The organism is Acidovorax sp. A79 (genome assembly GCF_041154505.1).
Lineage (GTDB): Bacteria > Pseudomonadota > Gammaproteobacteria > Burkholderiales > Burkholderiaceae_C > Acidovorax.
Map to the genome: position 1 here is coordinate 26,715 of NZ_AP028673.1, position 15,288 is coordinate 42,002.

Annotated in this window: 13 protein-coding genes and 2 riboswitches; of the genes, 6 read left to right on the forward strand and 7 right to left on the reverse strand. The window is 66.0% G+C overall.

The genetic code is table 11. The features are described from left to right. Positions 1–9 precede the first annotated feature (9 nt). From ACAM51_RS26570 to ACAM51_RS26600, 7 genes are all read right to left on the reverse strand, one after another. Complete coding sequence (locus tag ACAM51_RS26570; RefSeq protein WP_369643998.1) at positions 10–972, reverse strand: TRAP transporter substrate-binding protein; 963 nt, start codon at positions 970–972, stop codon at positions 10–12. Between the two features lie 82 nt (positions 973–1,054). Continuing rightward, positions 1,055–2,365 carry a TRAP transporter large permease gene (locus ACAM51_RS26575; protein ID WP_218295215.1) on the reverse strand — a complete coding sequence of 437 codons (1,311 nt, stop codon included), beginning with the start codon at positions 2,363–2,365 and terminating at the stop codon, positions 1,055–1,057. An 11-nt stretch (positions 2,366–2,376) separates the two neighbouring features. Further along, a complete protein-coding gene (locus ACAM51_RS26580; protein ID WP_369644027.1) occupies positions 2,377–2,925 on the reverse strand; it encodes a TRAP transporter small permease subunit in 549 nt (182 codons plus the stop codon). A gap of 67 nt (positions 2,926–2,992) precedes the next feature. After that, entirely contained in the window at positions 2,993–3,961 is a 969-nt protein-coding gene (locus tag ACAM51_RS26585) for a TRAP transporter substrate-binding protein (RefSeq protein ID WP_218338719.1), read from the reverse strand. Between the two features lie 15 nt (positions 3,962–3,976). After that, complete coding sequence (locus tag ACAM51_RS26590; RefSeq protein ID WP_369644028.1) at positions 3,977–4,753, reverse strand: putative hydro-lyase; 777 nt, start codon at positions 4,751–4,753, stop codon at positions 3,977–3,979. Between the two features lie 359 nt (positions 4,754–5,112). Continuing rightward, positions 5,113–6,051 carry a LysR family transcriptional regulator gene (locus tag ACAM51_RS26595; protein WP_255590818.1) on the reverse strand — a complete coding sequence of 313 codons (939 nt, stop codon included), beginning with the start codon at positions 6,049–6,051 and terminating at the stop codon, positions 5,113–5,115. A gap of 300 nt (positions 6,052–6,351) precedes the next feature. Beyond that, complete coding sequence (locus tag ACAM51_RS26600; protein ID WP_218338721.1) at positions 6,352–6,810, reverse strand: Lrp/AsnC family transcriptional regulator; 459 nt, start codon at positions 6,808–6,810, stop codon at positions 6,352–6,354. A 448-nt stretch (positions 6,811–7,258) separates the two neighbouring features. On the opposite strand from ACAM51_RS26600, the gene ACAM51_RS26605 reads away from it, so the two are divergent. From ACAM51_RS26605 to gcvP, 6 genes are all read left to right on the forward strand, one after another. Beyond that, on the forward strand, positions 7,259–8,233 hold the full coding sequence (locus ACAM51_RS26605) for a TRAP transporter substrate-binding protein (protein ID WP_218295219.1): 975 nt from the start codon (positions 7,259–7,261) through the stop codon (positions 8,231–8,233). 205 nt (positions 8,234–8,438) lie between these two features. Further along, complete coding sequence (locus tag ACAM51_RS26610; protein ID WP_218295220.1) at positions 8,439–8,951, forward strand: TRAP transporter small permease; 513 nt, start codon at positions 8,439–8,441, stop codon at positions 8,949–8,951. Next, positions 8,948–10,243 carry a TRAP transporter large permease gene (locus ACAM51_RS26615; RefSeq protein ID WP_218295221.1) on the forward strand — a complete coding sequence of 432 codons (1,296 nt, stop codon included), beginning with the start codon at positions 8,948–8,950 and terminating at the stop codon, positions 10,241–10,243. The genes ACAM51_RS26610 and ACAM51_RS26615 overlap by 4 nt, the downstream gene beginning before the upstream one ends. A gap of 30 nt (positions 10,244–10,273) precedes the next feature. Continuing rightward, a riboswitch (glycine riboswitch) is annotated at positions 10,274–10,372 on the forward strand. Positions 10,373–10,385: 13 nt separating this feature from the next. Next, a riboswitch (glycine riboswitch) is annotated at positions 10,386–10,507 on the forward strand. Positions 10,508–10,517: 10 nt separating this feature from the next. Continuing rightward, positions 10,518–11,687: a glycine cleavage system aminomethyltransferase GcvT gene (gcvT, locus tag ACAM51_RS26620; RefSeq protein WP_369643999.1), complete on the forward strand. Its 1,170-nt coding sequence runs from the start codon at positions 10,518–10,520 to the stop codon at positions 11,685–11,687. Between the two features lie 86 nt (positions 11,688–11,773). Next, positions 11,774–12,148, forward strand: a complete 375-nt coding sequence (gene gcvH, locus ACAM51_RS26625) for a glycine cleavage system protein GcvH (RefSeq protein ID WP_218295223.1) — start codon at positions 11,774–11,776, stop codon at positions 12,146–12,148. Between the two features lie 70 nt (positions 12,149–12,218). After that, entirely contained in the window at positions 12,219–15,128 is a 2,910-nt protein-coding gene (gcvP, locus tag ACAM51_RS26630; protein ID WP_369644000.1) for an aminomethyl-transferring glycine dehydrogenase, read from the forward strand. Positions 15,129–15,288 lie beyond the last annotated feature (160 nt).

The following is a 15,288-nucleotide window of genomic DNA, read 5'->3' on the forward strand; positions in this document are numbered from 1 at the left end:
ACTCACTGGTTAACGTTGAAAGTAGTACGGAATGAAAATCTTGTTGGCCTCATTGCCGACGGACTGCACCCACTCGCGGGAGAAGCGTTCTCCCAGGCGCCGGAGTTCGGCGTCCAGCTCGGCAGGGGCGCGGTCCACCTTGATGCCCCTGCGCTGAAGTTCGGCCACCGACTCTTCGGCCACCGCCGCGCTCAGGGCCCAGCCGCGCGCCTCGGCCTGCGCGGCGGCCTGGACCACCGCCTCGCGCACGCTGGCGGGCAGCGCATCGAAGGCCTGCTGGTTGACAAAAACGATGTTCTTGGGAAACCAGGCGTTGATGCCGTAGTACTGCCGGATCTGGCCCCAGACCTGGTTTTCCACCCCGGTCAGGGCCGAGGTGATCATGGAGTCGAGCTTGCCCGCCGACAGCGCCTTGTTGACGTCGACCATGGGCACATCCACCGGCGTGGCGCCCAGCATTTGCGCGATGCGCACCGTGGCGGGGTTGTACGTGCGCATGCGGGTGCCCTTGAAATCGGCCGATGAGCGCACGGGTGCAACGCTCAGGAGCCCCTGCGGCGGCCAGGGCACGGCGTACAGCGCCTTGATGCCCTTGGCCGCAAGGTGCGTGTCGATCAAAGGCCGCTGCAGGTCCCACAGGCGGCGCGCATCGGCATAGCTGTGCACCACGAAGGGCACGGCATCGGCCCCGGCGATGGGCATGTCTGCCACCAGGCTGGTCATGATGGTCTCGCCCGCCTGGGCCTTGCCGCCCTGCACTGCGGCCGGAATGTCCGCCAGCCTGGCCAGCGTGTTGTTGGCGTGCACCTCGATGCGCAGGGCGCCTGAGGATGCGCGCTCCACATCCTGCGCAAACTGGACGATGTTGCGCGTGTGGAACGACTCCACCCGGTAGCCGGTGGCCAGCTTCCACTGTGTCTGGGCGTGCAGCGCCGGGGCCACGGCGAGCGCGGCCAGCAAGACCATCTTCATGGCAAGCTCCTGTTGGGGGATGAGGGGCCGGCGCGGGGGCCGGCAGACACAGGGGAAAACGGGCCGACGCAGGCCGCGGTTGCTACTTCGGCTGGCCCATCACGAGGTCAGGGACGATGGTGACGATCTGCGGGAAGACCGTGATCAGGCCGATGCACACCACCAGGCACAGGAAGAACGGTATGGCCGCCTTGGCGATCAGGTTGCTGTCCTTGCCGGTCATGTTCTGCAGCACGAAGAGGTTGAAACCGACGGGCGGCGTGACCTCGGCGATCTCGACCAGCAGGATCACGAAGATGCCGAACCAGATGAGATCGAACCCGGCCTTCTCGACCATGGGCATCACGACCGCAGCGGTCAGCACGATCATGCTGATGCCGTCGAGCGCGGTGCCCAGCACCAGGTACACGCCCACCAGGCAGGCGATCAGCGCGTAGGGCGACAGGTGCATCGAATCGACCCATTCGGCCAGCTCGCGCGGTATGCCGGTAAAGGCCATGGTCTTGGTGAGGAACGCGGCGCCCGCCAGGATGAACATGATCATGCAGCTGGTGCGCGCCGAGCCCGCCAGGCCTTCCTTGAAGTTCTGCCAGGTCAGCGCCCTGCACCATGCGGCCAGTGCCAGGGCACCCACCACACCGTAGGCCGCGCACTCGGTGGCCGTCGCCCAGCCGGCCACCAGGGACCAGCAGATGAACACGATCAGCAGCGCACAGGGAATCAGGTTGCGCGACAGATATAGCTTTTCGCGGAAGGTGGTGGGCGGCTCGTCGGCAGGCATGAGCTGCTTGTTGCGCACGGACCACCAGGCGATGTAGCCCGAGAACAGCAGCATCAGCAGCAAGCCGGGCAAGAAGCCCGCCAGGAAGATGCGGATGATGGAGGCATCGGCCGCCACGGCGTACACCACCATGGTGATGGACGGCGGAATCAGGATACCGAGCGTGCCTGCCGTGGCCAGCGAACCGATCGCGATGCTCTCGTTGTAACCGCGCTTCTTGAGCGCAGGCAGCGAGACCTTGGCGATGGTGGCGCAGGTGGCCGCCGACGAACCCGACACCGAGCCGAAGATGCCGCAGCCCAGGATGGTGGTGTGGAACAGCCGGCCGGGCACACGGCTCAGCCAGGGGGCGAGGCCGCTGAACATGTCCTCGCTCAGCCGGGTGCGAAACAGGATCTCCCCCATCCAGATGAACAGGGGAAGCGCCGCCAGCTCCCAGCTCGCGTTGCTCTCCCAGAAGGCCGAAAAGAGGTTCAGCCCGGGCTGGCTGCTGGTGAAGAAGGCCTGGCCGACCCAGCCGCAGATGGCCAGCGTCATGGCGATCCAGACACCGCCGGACAGCATGAGCAGCATGAGCAGCAACAGGAAGGCGCCGATGGAAAGAATGTCCATGGGGATGCTCCTTAAAGATCCGAAGAAAAGTCGCCCTTGGCGTGGCGCTCTTCCACCAGCCGCACAAAGGTAGGCACGCCGCCCTGCACCACGATCCACCACTCATCGACCACGGCGACGAGAAAGAGCACGGAGCCCAGCGCAAAGCTCATCTGCGGGATCCAGATGGGAATCGCCCACAGGCCCTGGGCCAGTTCCTTGAACTGCCAGCTTTCGTAGGTGAAGACACAGGCCCACCAGGTGAGGTAGCCGATGGCCACGGCCGCGACGGTCAGGCAGGCCACCTCGTACTTGCGGCGCGTGGCGGGAGACAGCTTCTCCAGCACCAGCGTCACGCGCACGAAATCGCCGTGCTTGAAGGCATGGGCCATGGTCAGGAAGGCCGCTGCGGCACACAGCCAGGCCACCACGTCGTTGATGGCGCCGGTCGGAAAGCCGAACTGGCGCCCGAGCGACTGGACCACCATCAGCACGCAGATGACGGCGATGCAGGCAGCCCCGATGGCGCCGGCGGCCAGGTACGCGCCGTCCAGCGCGCGCCGCAGCACGTGCGGCGGCATGGCCAGGGCCGGGGGCGCATCGCCCGCAATGGCCGATGTAGGAGGCATGAGGGACATGGCGGCCTGCTCACTTCTTGCCGTTGTAGGCATCGATGACAGCCTTGCCGTCATCGCCCGCGGTCTTGATCCAGTCGGCCGTCATGCGCTCACCCACGGTCTTGAGCTCCTTCTTGAGGTTCTCGGCGCTCACGTCCACCTGCATGCCCTTGGCGGCCAGTTCCTTGAGGTACTCCTGGTCCTTTTGCTCGCTCAGCGCCCAGCCGCGCTGCTCGGCAATCGCGGCCTGCGCCAGCACCGCGTCCTGGGTGGCCTTGTCCAGGCTGTCGAAGGCCTTCTGGTTCACCACCACGGCATTGCGCGGCAGCCAGGCCGCCACGCCGTAGAAGTACTTCACGCTTTCGTAGAGCTTGCTGTCCACGCCGCTGGCGCTGGAGGTGAGGAAGTTGTCCACGGTGCCCGTGGCCAGCGCCGCCGACAGCTCGGCCAGCTGGATCGTCACCGGCTGCGCGCCGATGAGGTTGGCGATGACCGACGTGGCCGGGTTGTAGGCCCGCATCTTGGTGCCCTTGAGGTCCTTGAGGGCCGTGACAGGCTTCACCGAATACAGGCTCTGCGCCGGCCATGGCACGGTGTAGAGCAGCTTCATGCCCTGTGCCCCCAGCGTCTTGACCAGCAGCGGGCGCGAGGCCTGGTCCAGGCGCTTGGAGTCCGCATAGCTCGTGGCAAGGAACGGAATGGAGTCCACACCGTAGACCGCCGCCTCGTTGGCAGCGCCGGAAAGGATGAACTCGCCGATCGCCACCTGCCCGGACTGCACGGTGCGCTTGATTTCATTGGCCTTGAACAGCGATGCGTTGGGGTGCACCGTGATCTTGAGCTTGCCGCCGCTGGCCTTGCCCACGTCCTGCACGAACTGCTGCAGGTTCTGCACCTGGAAGGTGTTGACGGCATAGCCCGAGGGCAGGTCCCACCTGGTCTCGGCATGGGCCAGGCATGCGGCGGCCGCGGCGCACAGGCCGAACATCATTTTCTTCATGGGGAAACTCCTTGGTTAAAAGCTGGCGAGGTGGTGATTGAGAAGGTCGGTGACCAACATGCACCCTGGGGAATGGGTGATGCAGAACGCGGGCTGGGCGTTCAGGATGGCGGACTGTGGCGTCACGCCGCAGGCCCAGAAGACAGGGATCTCGCCGGGCATCAGCGGCACGGCGTCGCCGTAGTCGGGTTCTGCGATGTCCGCAATGCCGATGAGCGCAGGGTCGCCGATGTGCACCGGCGCGCCATGCACGTTGGGAAAGCGCGATGTGACCTGCACCGCACGGATCACGTCGGCCGCAGGCATGGGCCGCATGGAGACCACCATGGCGCCCCCGAAGGGCCCTGCCGGCTGCGTGGCAATGTTCGTGCGGTACATCGCCACGTTCTTGCCTTCGTTGATGTGGCGCAGGCTGATGCCGGCCTCCTGCAGCGCGGACTCGAACGAGAACGAGCAGCCGAGGATGAAGGTCACGAGGTCGGGGCGCCACAGGTCGGCGATGTCTGGCACCTCCTGCGTGAGCTCGCCGTGGCGCCAGACGCGGTACTGCGGCACATCGCTGCGGATGTCGATGCCGCCCCCGAGCGTGGGCAGCGCGAACTGGCCGGGCTCGCTCACCGCCAGCACCGGGCAGGGCTTGGGGTTGCGCTGGCAAAAGCGCAGGAAGTCGCCCGCTTGCACTTCAGGCAGGATCACCAGGTTGCCCTGCACCCGGCCATGGGCCAGGCCGCTGGTGTGTGATGCCCAGCCGCCTCGCCGGATCACGCTGCGCACATGGACGGGGTCGTCGATGCCCTCGGACCCAAAAACCGCCAGCGCTTTTTCTTGAACTGAATCCACCGTGTTTCCTTGTCGTGGGAAATGCCATTTGTCTGGCGTTGGGCGGATTGTGTTGGGGGGCGGCAGGCGCTGGCAAATTCAAAAAATTTTGCTCAGGTCATCGATTTTTTCGATGCACTTCATTGGGGCAAGGGGAACCAAGTTGGTGCCAAGGGATTACCCTGATATCCGCTTCAGGGTTAACCCCAGGGTGTTGTGGAGCGCCCGCCACGGGGACGGTTGCGATGGCGACACCGAGGCACTGCGGCATCCGCAGATGCATGGCCCTGGGCCGTGGAGTGGCACGCCTGTGCTCGGGTGCCCTGTGCCTCTCAGGACCGCGGGGCGCTGCTTCTTTTGCGGGGAGTGCGGGTGGGCCCCTTGGGCCCCGGCTGGATGTTCTCGATGAAGTCGATCGAGGAGCGAACGATGGCTTCCATCGCGGGTGAGGAAGGATCCTCGCGGTAGCTCACGTGGATGGGCAGGGGCTTGAGCACGGTGTCGCACGCCAGGGCGCGCAGGTCTGGAAACGCCAGCATGCGTTCCACCGCCAGGCGCGGCAGCGTGGCCACGCCGAAGCCGCCCTGCACCAGCTGCACCATCGCCGAAATGGACGACACCGTGTGCACGCGGCGCGGCTCCACCTGCGCATTGCGAAAGGTGTCGAGCAGGTACACGTGCGGCTGCGAGCCGCGCTGGAAGGTGAGGATGTCCGTGTCGGCAAAATCATCGAGCACATAGCGGCGCTTGCGGTGGATATTGCCGTTGCCCACGAACACCATCTCCATGGGCGTCACCGCCTGGCTGCGCATGCCGTCGGCCGATGCAGGCAGCGCCGCGAACACGACGTCGAGCGAGCCCCGCCGGATCTGATCGAGCAGCACGGGCGTGGACTCGACCGTGAGCTCGAGCTCCAGCAAGGGGTTGTCCTTGCGCAGCTGCTCCACCCATGGAATGAGCCAGGAGTGCAGCACCGATTCGATGGCGCCCAGCCGGATCGACACCTCCAGCGGCCCGCCCGATCCCATCTCGGTCTTGAGCTGGCGCTGCAGCTCCAGCATGCGCTTGGCGTAGGTCAGAAACCGTGTGCCGGCCACGGTGAGCTTGAAGTGCTTGTCGCGCCGGTCCAGCAGCAACACACCCAGCTCCTCCTCCAGCGCGGCGATGCGGCTGGACATGGCCGACTGCGTGAGAAACAGCTTTTCCGCGGCGCGCGTGACACTTTTGAGGGAGGCCACCCAGTAGAAGGCTTCGACGAAACGCAGGTTCATGGCGAGGGGTCCCAGGGCATCACTGACGAATGGCTGACGGGGCGCGCGCACCGCCGTGGTGCGCAGGAGCGCGCCAGGCTGGGTGGCGTCATGCCGTCCGGTGCAAAAACGGCGCCATTCTGCAACGGCCGACTCCACAACACTTTTTGCCGGCAGGAAAAAAGAGGCCACGGCGCAACGCCTGGTGACCCAGGGCATGGCGCGCCGTGCGCGCCGCCAGCGCAGTGCATGGACGACACGGATCAGGACCATCGATGTCCGAACCCCTCCCTCTGCACTGCAGCGCCACGCTGAGGCGAATCAGCCCGCAAACAGTGGCAGGTCTGCCTTCTTGAGCGTGCGCAGCACGAAGCTCGAGCGGCTGTGGCGTATGCCCTTGATCTTGTAGAGCTTCTCGCGCAGCAGGCGCTCGTAGTCGCGCGTGTCCTTGACCACGATGCGCAGCAGATAGTCATAGTCACCGGAGACCAGATGCGCCTCGATCACCTCGGGAATGCTGGCCAGCGTTTCGCCAAACTTTTCAAGCGTGTTGTCCGAATGGCTGTCCAGCGTGACCTGCACGAGCACCGTGTCCGCCAGGTCCAGCGACTGCGGGTTGATGCGCACGGTGTAGCCCTGGATGACACCGGCCTCCTCCATCTTCTTGATGCGGCCCCAGCACGGCGAAGCGCTCAGGCCCACCGCCTGGCCGATCTCCTGCAGGCTGGCACGGGCGTTCCCCTGAAGCACAGCGAGAATTTTTCTGTCAAGGCGGTCCATGGCCACAATTATTCATGAATATCACCATATGCAGCAAATTTTTCTGCAAATTTGAAAATTCAAGCGAAAGATGGAAAGAACTGCTGCGCCTTGCAGCGCATACTTTGGACATCAAGGCGCTCTTACCGGAGCGCACAAACTGACAGGGCCCCGGACTGGTTACCGCCAGACCGGGGCGCTTGACAAGCAAGCACCTACCTTCGCGGCCGCCCGGCTGCCCCCTTCCCCCTCCCCCTTGCCTGGCCCAGGCCAGCAGCCTGCCTTTGTCGCCTCGGCGACGATTGCCTCCTTCCTGCGCGTTAATAAGCACGCTTACCAGCACAAACCCCGATGCCCCGGGCCATGCTGCAGCGCCATAATTTTCAGGACCACCAACCCATGCTGCCAGCACCCTTTCCGCTGGTGCGTGCAAGGGGGCGCGGCAAGAAACATACTCACAGGAGACACCATGCAATTGACTTCCCTCGCTGCGGGCCTGGGCCTTGCGCTCGGCTTGATGGCCACCGCCAGCGCGCAGACCACCACGCTCAAGATCGGCTACGCCACGGCGCCCGATTCGCACTACGGCGTGGGGTCCAAGGTCTTCTGCGACGAAGTCGAGAAGGGCACGCAGGGGCGCTACAAGTGCCAGTACTTCCCCAACTCCGCGCTGGGCGGCGAGCGCGAGCAGATCGAGGCCATCCAGCTCGGTACGCAGGACCTGGTGAACACCTCCACCGGCCCCGTGGGCAATTTCGTGCCCGAAGTGAAGATCGTGGACATCCCCTTCCTGTTCCGCGACTACGACCATGCGCGCAAGGTGATGGACGGCCCCATCGGCCAGGACATCCTGACCAAGTTCCCGAGCAAGGGCATCATCGCGCTGGCCTGGACGGAGAACGGTTTCCGCCACATGACCAACAGCAAGCGCGACATCGTCAAGCCCGAGGACGCCAAGGGCCTGAAGATGCGCACCATGGAGAACAAGGTGCACATGGACGGCTACCGCACCTTCGGCATCCTGCCCACGCCCATGGCCTTCCCCGAGCTGTTCGGCGCCATGCAGCAGGGCACGGTGGACGGCCAGGAGAACCCCATCCCCGTGATCCTGTCGGCCAAGTTCTCGCAGGTGCAAAAGCACCTGTCGCTCACCGGCCACGTGTACTCGCCGGCGCTGCTGCTGCTCTCGCCCAAGGTCTGGAACAAGCTCAATGACGCGGACAAGAAGGTCTTTACCGATGCCGCCAAGAGCGCCTCGGTGGCCCAGCGCAAGAAGGTCAACGACGACGAGAACAACGGCATCGCCCTGCTGGAGCAGCAAGGCATGAAGGTCACCAAGACGGTGGACGGCGCCGCCTTCCGCGAAGCCCTCAAGCCCGCCTATGTGGGCTACGCCAAGGAGTTCGGCGCCGACAACATCAAGAAGATCCAGGACGTTCGTTAACTCTTTTGAGCGACTCGCACAGCCCTCCTGGCGTCGTTGTTGCGTCTTGCCGTACTGGTTGTACTGTCTGCGACGCAACGCCTAACCAGGACCGCTTCGCTGGGCTGTGTGAGCCGCTCTTGACCCGCGCCCCGCATCGCCCGGCCCACACAAGGCGCCGGGCGCTTTTGCTTTGACCCTGCACGCCCTTGTCCAAGACCGTCCCGTGAAAACCTTCGAACGCTATTTTCTGGCCGCCAACCGCTGGGCATTGATCCTGCTGCTGGCGGCCATGTCCATCATCATCTTCACCAACGTGGTGATGCGCTACGTCACCCACAACTCGCTCGAATGGGCCGAGGAGGTGTCGCGCCACATGATGATCTGGCTGACCTTCCTGGGCGCCGGCCCCGTGCTGCGCTATGGCGGCCACATCGCGGTGGAGAACCTGCAGGATGCCCTGCCCCGCGCGGGCGCCATCGCCCTGCGTGCCGTGGTCGCGGCCTTGCTGTTCGCCTTCTTCGGCTTCATGGTCTGGTACGGCTGGCTGTACATGCAGCGCACCATGTTCCAGATGACGGCCGTGACGCAGATCCCGTTCGCCTACATCTACAGCGCCATGCTGATCGGCGGCGTGCTGCTGATCGTGCACTTTTTGTTCATCGTGCGCGGCTACGTGCTCGACCGCAACTTTGCGGCCGATGAACACTTCGATGCGAATGCGAGTGCCTCCCTATGAGCGCGTCCATCATCCTCATCGTTTCGGCCTGCCTGTTCCTGGCCATGGGCGTGCCCGTGGCGTTTGCGCTGGGCCTGGCCACCGCGGCCACGCTGATCCTGGCCGAGAGCTACCCGCTGATGGTGCTGCTCAAGGAGACCTTCACCGGCATCGACAGCTTTCCACTGATGGCCGTGCCCTTCTTCATCCTCGCGGCCGAGCTCATGAGCGGCGGCTCGCTGACCGAGGTGCTGCTGAGGTTTGCCGGGCAGTTCGTGGGCCACAAGCGCGGCGGGCTGGGCTACACCAACGTGGTCTCGCTGACCTTCTTCTCGGGCATCTCGGGCTCGGCGCTGGCCGATGCGGCGGGGCCGGGGTCGATGCTGATCCGCATGATGGACAAGGCCGGCTACGACCGTTCGTACGCGGCGGCTCTCACGGCCTCGACGGCCATCGTCGGGCCCATCATCCCGCCGTCCATCATCATGATCATCTATGCGCTGCAGGATGAAACGGTGTCGGTGGGTGCGCTGTTCGTGGCCGGCCTGCTGCCGGGCCTGCTGATCGCGGTGGCCATGTGCGTCGTAAACTTCCACGTCTCCAAGAAGCGCAACTACAAGGGCGACGGCCGGATGCCGCCGCTGGCCGAGATCCTGCAGACCACCTGGAAGGCGCTGCCCGCCATTTTGCTGCCGGTGGTGATCCTGGGCGGCATGCGCGCCGGCTGGTTCACGCCCACCGAGGCCTCGGTGGTGGCGGTGTTCTATGCGCTGGTGTGCGGCAAGTTCGTCTACCGCACGCTGCAGTGGAAGGCGCTGCCCGACATCCTGGCACGCTCGGCCCTGCTGTCGGCCTCGGTGCTGATCATCATCGGGCTGTCGGCCGCGTTCGCGTGGATCCTGACCATCGAGGGCATTCCGCAGCAGATGGCCGACTGGCTGGTGGGCATGAACCTCTCGCCGTGGATGTTCCTCATCATCGTGAACATCTTCCTGCTGCTGTTCGGCATCTTCATCGAGCCGCTGCCGGGCGTGATGGTGCTGGCGCCCATCCTCGCGCCCGTGGCCGTGAAGCTGGGAATCGACCCCATCCACTTCGCGATGGTGGTGATCTACAACCTCACGCTGGGCATGATCACGCCGCCCGTGGGCGGGCTGCTGTTCGTCACCTGCAACGTCTCGCGCGTACCGATGTCGCAGCTGGTGCGCGAGCTGGTGCCCTTCCTGTGGGCGCATGGCGTGGTGCTGGTGGTGCTGACCTTCATCCCGCAGCTGTCGACCTGGCTGCCGAAGGTGCTCGGGTTCATCAAATAGCGTCTGCGCGGCTTCTTCCAGCGGATATACTGGCGGCCGTCAGGAGAGAGCCCCTTCCCATCAACGAAAGGGGCCGCCGAAGGCGCAGGCAGCAGCCGAACGCTCAGGCAAAAGGACTGGCAACCGCCCGCAGTGATGCGGGCGTTCCCTTGCTGGAGAGAGATGGACCGTGCAGCACGGCACCCATCCACCGAAGGAGCAAGCCGCGCGGCCAGCCAGGGCGCTGCGGTGAATCTCTCAGGTAAAGCGGACAGCAGGGCAAATCCCGCGACCCATGGGGCCGCGGCCACCATTTGCCCCGGAGTCCGCCTTGACCACCCCTACCGCCCCGCTGCTGACCACCCCTCTCAACGCCCTGCACACCGAGCTGGGCGCCCGCATGGTGCCGTTTGCGGGTTACTCCATGCCCGTGCAGTACCCTGCCGGCCTGATGGCCGAGCACCTGCACACGCGCAACGCGGCGGGTTTGTTCGACGTCTCGCACATGGGCCAGCTCAAGCTTGTCGGCCCCGGCGCCGCTGCCGCGTTCGAAACCCTGATGCCCGTCGACGTGATCGACCTGCCCGTGGGCAAGCAGCGCTACGGCCTGCTGCTCACCGACGAAGGCACGGTCATCGACGACCTGATGTTCTTCAACCAGGGCAATGACACCCTGTTCGTCATCGTCAACGGCGCCTGCAAGGTAGGCGACAGCGCGCACATCCAGGCACGCATCGGCCAGCGCTGCGACGTCATCCCCATGCCCGACCACGCCCTGCTGGCGCTGCAAGGCCCGCAGGCAGTCACCGCCCTGGCGCGCCTGGCACCCGGCGTCGAAAAGCTGGTATTCATGACGGGTGGCGACTTTTCCATTGCGGGCTGCGACTGCTTCGTGACCCGCAGCGGCTACACCGGGGAGGACGGCTTCGAGATCTCGGTGCCCGCGTCCCAGGCCGAAACCCTGGCGCGCGCGCTGCTGGCCCAGCCCGAGGTCAAGCCCATCGGGCTGGGCGCCCGCAACTCGCTGCGCCTGGAAGCCGGCCTGTGCCTGTACGGCAACGACATCGACACCACGACCACCCCGCCCGAGGCGGCGCTGAACTGGGCCATCCAGAAGGTGCGCCGCACCGGCGGCGCGCGCGCGGGCGGCTTCCCCGGTGCCGACAAGGTGCTGTCGCAGATCGACAACCCCGCCAGCCTGCAGCGCAAGCGCGTGGGCCTGGTCGCGCTGGAACGCGTGCCCGTGCGCGAGCACACCGAACTGCAAGGCCCCGACGGTCAAAAGATCGGCGAAGTGACCAGCGGCCTGCTGGGGCCCACCGTGGACAAGCCGGTGGCCATGGGCTACGTGGCGCCAGCCTTTGCCGCCATCGGCACGCGCGTCAACGCCATCGTGCGCGGCAAGGCCGTGCCCATGGAGGTGGTGTCCATGCCGTTCACGCCCGCGCGCTACCACCGCGGCTGACCCTCTGCAACCGCCCCAGCCCGGCTAAAGTGGCGGCTGGCATCGGCACTTTTTCTGTTTACCCCCCTTTTTTTGGAGCTTCCCCCATGACCATCAAGTATTCCAAGGACCACGAGTGGATCGACATCTCCGACCACGAAGCCGCCACCGTGGGCATCACGCTGCATGCCCAGGACGCCCTGGGCGACGTGGTCTTCGTGGACCTCCCCGAGGTCGGCACGACCTTCACCCAGGGTGACGTGGCCGGCGTGGTCGAGTCCGTGAAGGCCGCGGCCGACGTGTACATGCCTGTCACCGGCGAAGTCGTCGAAGTGAACGAAGCACTGCGCGCCGACCCCTCGCTGGCCAACAGCGATCCCATGGGTGCCGGCTGGTTCTTCAAGGTCCATGTGACGGACATGCTGCAGTTCGATGCGCTCATGGACGAACCCGCCTACGCCGAGTTCGCCAAGAACGCCTGACCCTCCGATGCCCCGCGGCCCGGCGCCTCCCCGCCGGGCCAATGTGTTTCCTTGCACTGTGCCGCCGCCGATGACCTCCCAAGCCCCCCTGCCCACCCTCGCCGCACTCGAGAACACCACCGAGTTCCTGCCCCGCCATATCGGCATCGACGCAGCTGACGAAGCCCACATGCTGTCCGTGATCGGCGAAGCCTCGCGCAGCGCGCTCATCGAGAGCATCGTGCCGCGCTCCATCGCGCGCAGCCGCGCGATGTCGCTGCCCCGGCCCGCCACGGAAGCCGCTGCGCTGGCCGAACTCAAGGCAATGGCGTCCAAGAACAAGGTTCTGCGGAGCTTCATCGGCCAGGGCTACTACGACACGCACACGCCGGGCGTCATCCTGCGCAACATTCTCGAAAACCCCGCCTGGTACACCGCCTACACGCCCTACCAGGCCGAGATCTCGCAGGGCCGCATGGAGGCGCTGGTCAACTTCCAGACCATGGTGTGCGACCTGACCGGCATGCCGATCGCCAACGCGTCCATGCTGGATGAAGCCACGGCCGCCGCCGAGGCCATGACCCTGGCCAGGCGCTCGGTCAAGAGCAAGAGCAATGTGTTCGTGGTGGCCGGCGACGCGCACCCGCAGACCATCGAAGTCATCCAGACCCGCGCCAGGCCCCTGGGCCTGGAAGTGCGCCTGGCCAACTCCGCCGAGGAATGGAACGACCTGCTGGCCGGCGACTACTTCGCCGTGCTGGCCCAGTACCCCGCCACCAGCGGCCGCATCGACGACCTGCGCGCCGATGTGGACAAGGCGCATGCCAAGCAAGCCGCCTTCATCGTGGCCGCCGACCTGCTGGCCCTGACGCTCATCACGCCCCCGGGGGAATACGGCGCCGACATCGTGGTTGGCACCACCCAGCGCTTTGGCATGCCCATGGGCGCGGGCGGCCCGCACGCCGCCTACATGGCCTGCCGCGACGAGTTCAAGCGCAGCCTGCCCGGCCGCCTGGTGGGCGTGAGCGTGGACGTGCACGGCCAGCCCGCCTACCGCCTGGCGCTGCAGACGCGCGAGCAGCACATCCGCCGCGAAAAGGCCACGTCCAATATCTGCACTGCGCAGGTGCTGCCTGCCGTGATCGCCAGCATGTACGCCGTGTACCACGGCCCGGACGGCCTGAAACGCATCGCGCAGCGCGTGGCCAGCTACACGGCCATCCTGGCCAGGGGACTCACGCAGCTGGGCGCCCCCGTGCGCCCCCAGGGCTGCTTCGACACGCTCACGCTCAAAACCGACAGCGCTACCAAATCAATAGCTGCTCGCGCAGTGCAGATGGGCGCCAACCTGCGAATCTACTTCGAGAACTACCTCTGCATCTCGCTCGACGAGACAACCACGCGCGCCGATGTCGAACTGCTGTGGAAGATCTTCGCCCAGGACGGCCAGGCCCTGCCCACCTTCGAGGCGTTCGAGCACGGCGTGGAGCCGCTGATTCCCGCCGGGCTGCGCCGCGCCAGCAGCTACCTCACGCACCCGGTGTTCAACACCCACCACTCCGAAACCGGCATGCTGCGCTACATCCGCCAGCTGTCCGACAAGGACCTCGCGCTCGACCGTAGCATGATCCCGCTGGGCAGCTGCACCATGAAGCTCAACGCCACGAGCGAGATGATCCCCATCACCTGGCCCGAATTCGCCGGCGTGCACCCGTTTGCCCCCGCCGACCAGCTCCAGGGCTACCGCGAACTGGATGAACAGCTGCGTGCCTGGCTGTGCGAAGCGACCGGCTACGCGGGCATCAGCCTGCAGCCCAACGCCGGCTCGCAGGGCGAATATGCCGGCCTGCTGGCCATCAAGGCCTACCACGAGGCCCAGGGCGAGGGCCACCGCAACATCTGCCTGATCCCCAGCAGCGCGCACGGCACCAACCCCGCCAGTGCCCAGATGGTGGGCATGCAGGTGGTGGTGACGGCCTGCGACGCCAATGGCAACGTGGACCTGGCGGACCTGAAGGCCAAGTGCGAGCTGCACAGCGCGCACATTGCCTGCGTGATGATCACCTACCCCAGCACGCACGGCGTGTTCGAGACCCAGGTGAAGGAGCTGTGTGCCCTGGTGCACAGCCACGGCGGGCGCGTCTACGTGGACGGCGCCAACATGAACGCCCTGGTGGGCGTGGCCGCCCCCGGCGAGTTCGGCGGCGACGTGAGCCACCTGAACCTGCACAAGACCTTCTGCATTCCCCATGGCGGCGGCGGCCCCGGCGTGGGCCCCGTGTGCGTGGTGGAAGACCTCGTGCCCTACCTGCCCGGCCAGCCCGGCCGTGGCGACCAGCCCCTGGAGCCGAGCGCCGGCAAGGTCGGCCCCGTCAGCGCCGCCCCGCTGGGCAACGCCGCGGTGCTGCCCATCAGCTGGATGTACTGCCGCATGATGGGTGCCGAGGGCCTGCAGGCCGCGACCGAGACGGCCATCCTCAGCGCCAACTACATCAGCGCGCGCCTGAAGGACCACTACCCCACGCTCTACGCCTCGGCCAACGGCCATGTGGCGCACGAGTGCATCCTGGACCTGCGCGGCCTCAAGGACACCAGCGGCGTGATGGCCGAGGACGTGGCCAAGCGTCTGATCGACTACGGCTTCCATGCGCCCACGCTGTCCTTCCCCGTGCCCAACACGCTGATGGTGGAGCCCACCGAAAGCGAAACGCTGTTCGAGATCGACCGCTTCATCGACGCGATGATCGCCATCCGCGAGGAAATCCGGCAAATCGAAAATGGCGCGCTGCCGCAGGACGACAACCCGCTCAAGAACGCGCCGCACACGGCGCAAAGCCTGCTGGGCGCGCAGTGGACCCGCCCCTACGCCCGCGAGACCGCCGCCTATCCCGTGGCCGCCCTGCGCAGCAGCAAGTACTGGTCGCCCGTGGGGCGCGTGGACAACGTGTGGGGCGACCGCAACCTGGCGTGCAGCTGCATCCCGGTGTCCGACTACGCCTGATCCCAGCGGGCAGGCGCCCGGCGCCGTTCCTCCCCGCCCACCACAAGCCTTCGTGCAGCCTGCCCGCACGAAAGCTTTTTTATTGCCCGGCCCCCACCGGCGGCCCACGGGCAGCCGCCGGAACGCGACTAAGATCGCGGGCTGTCCGATACACCCACCT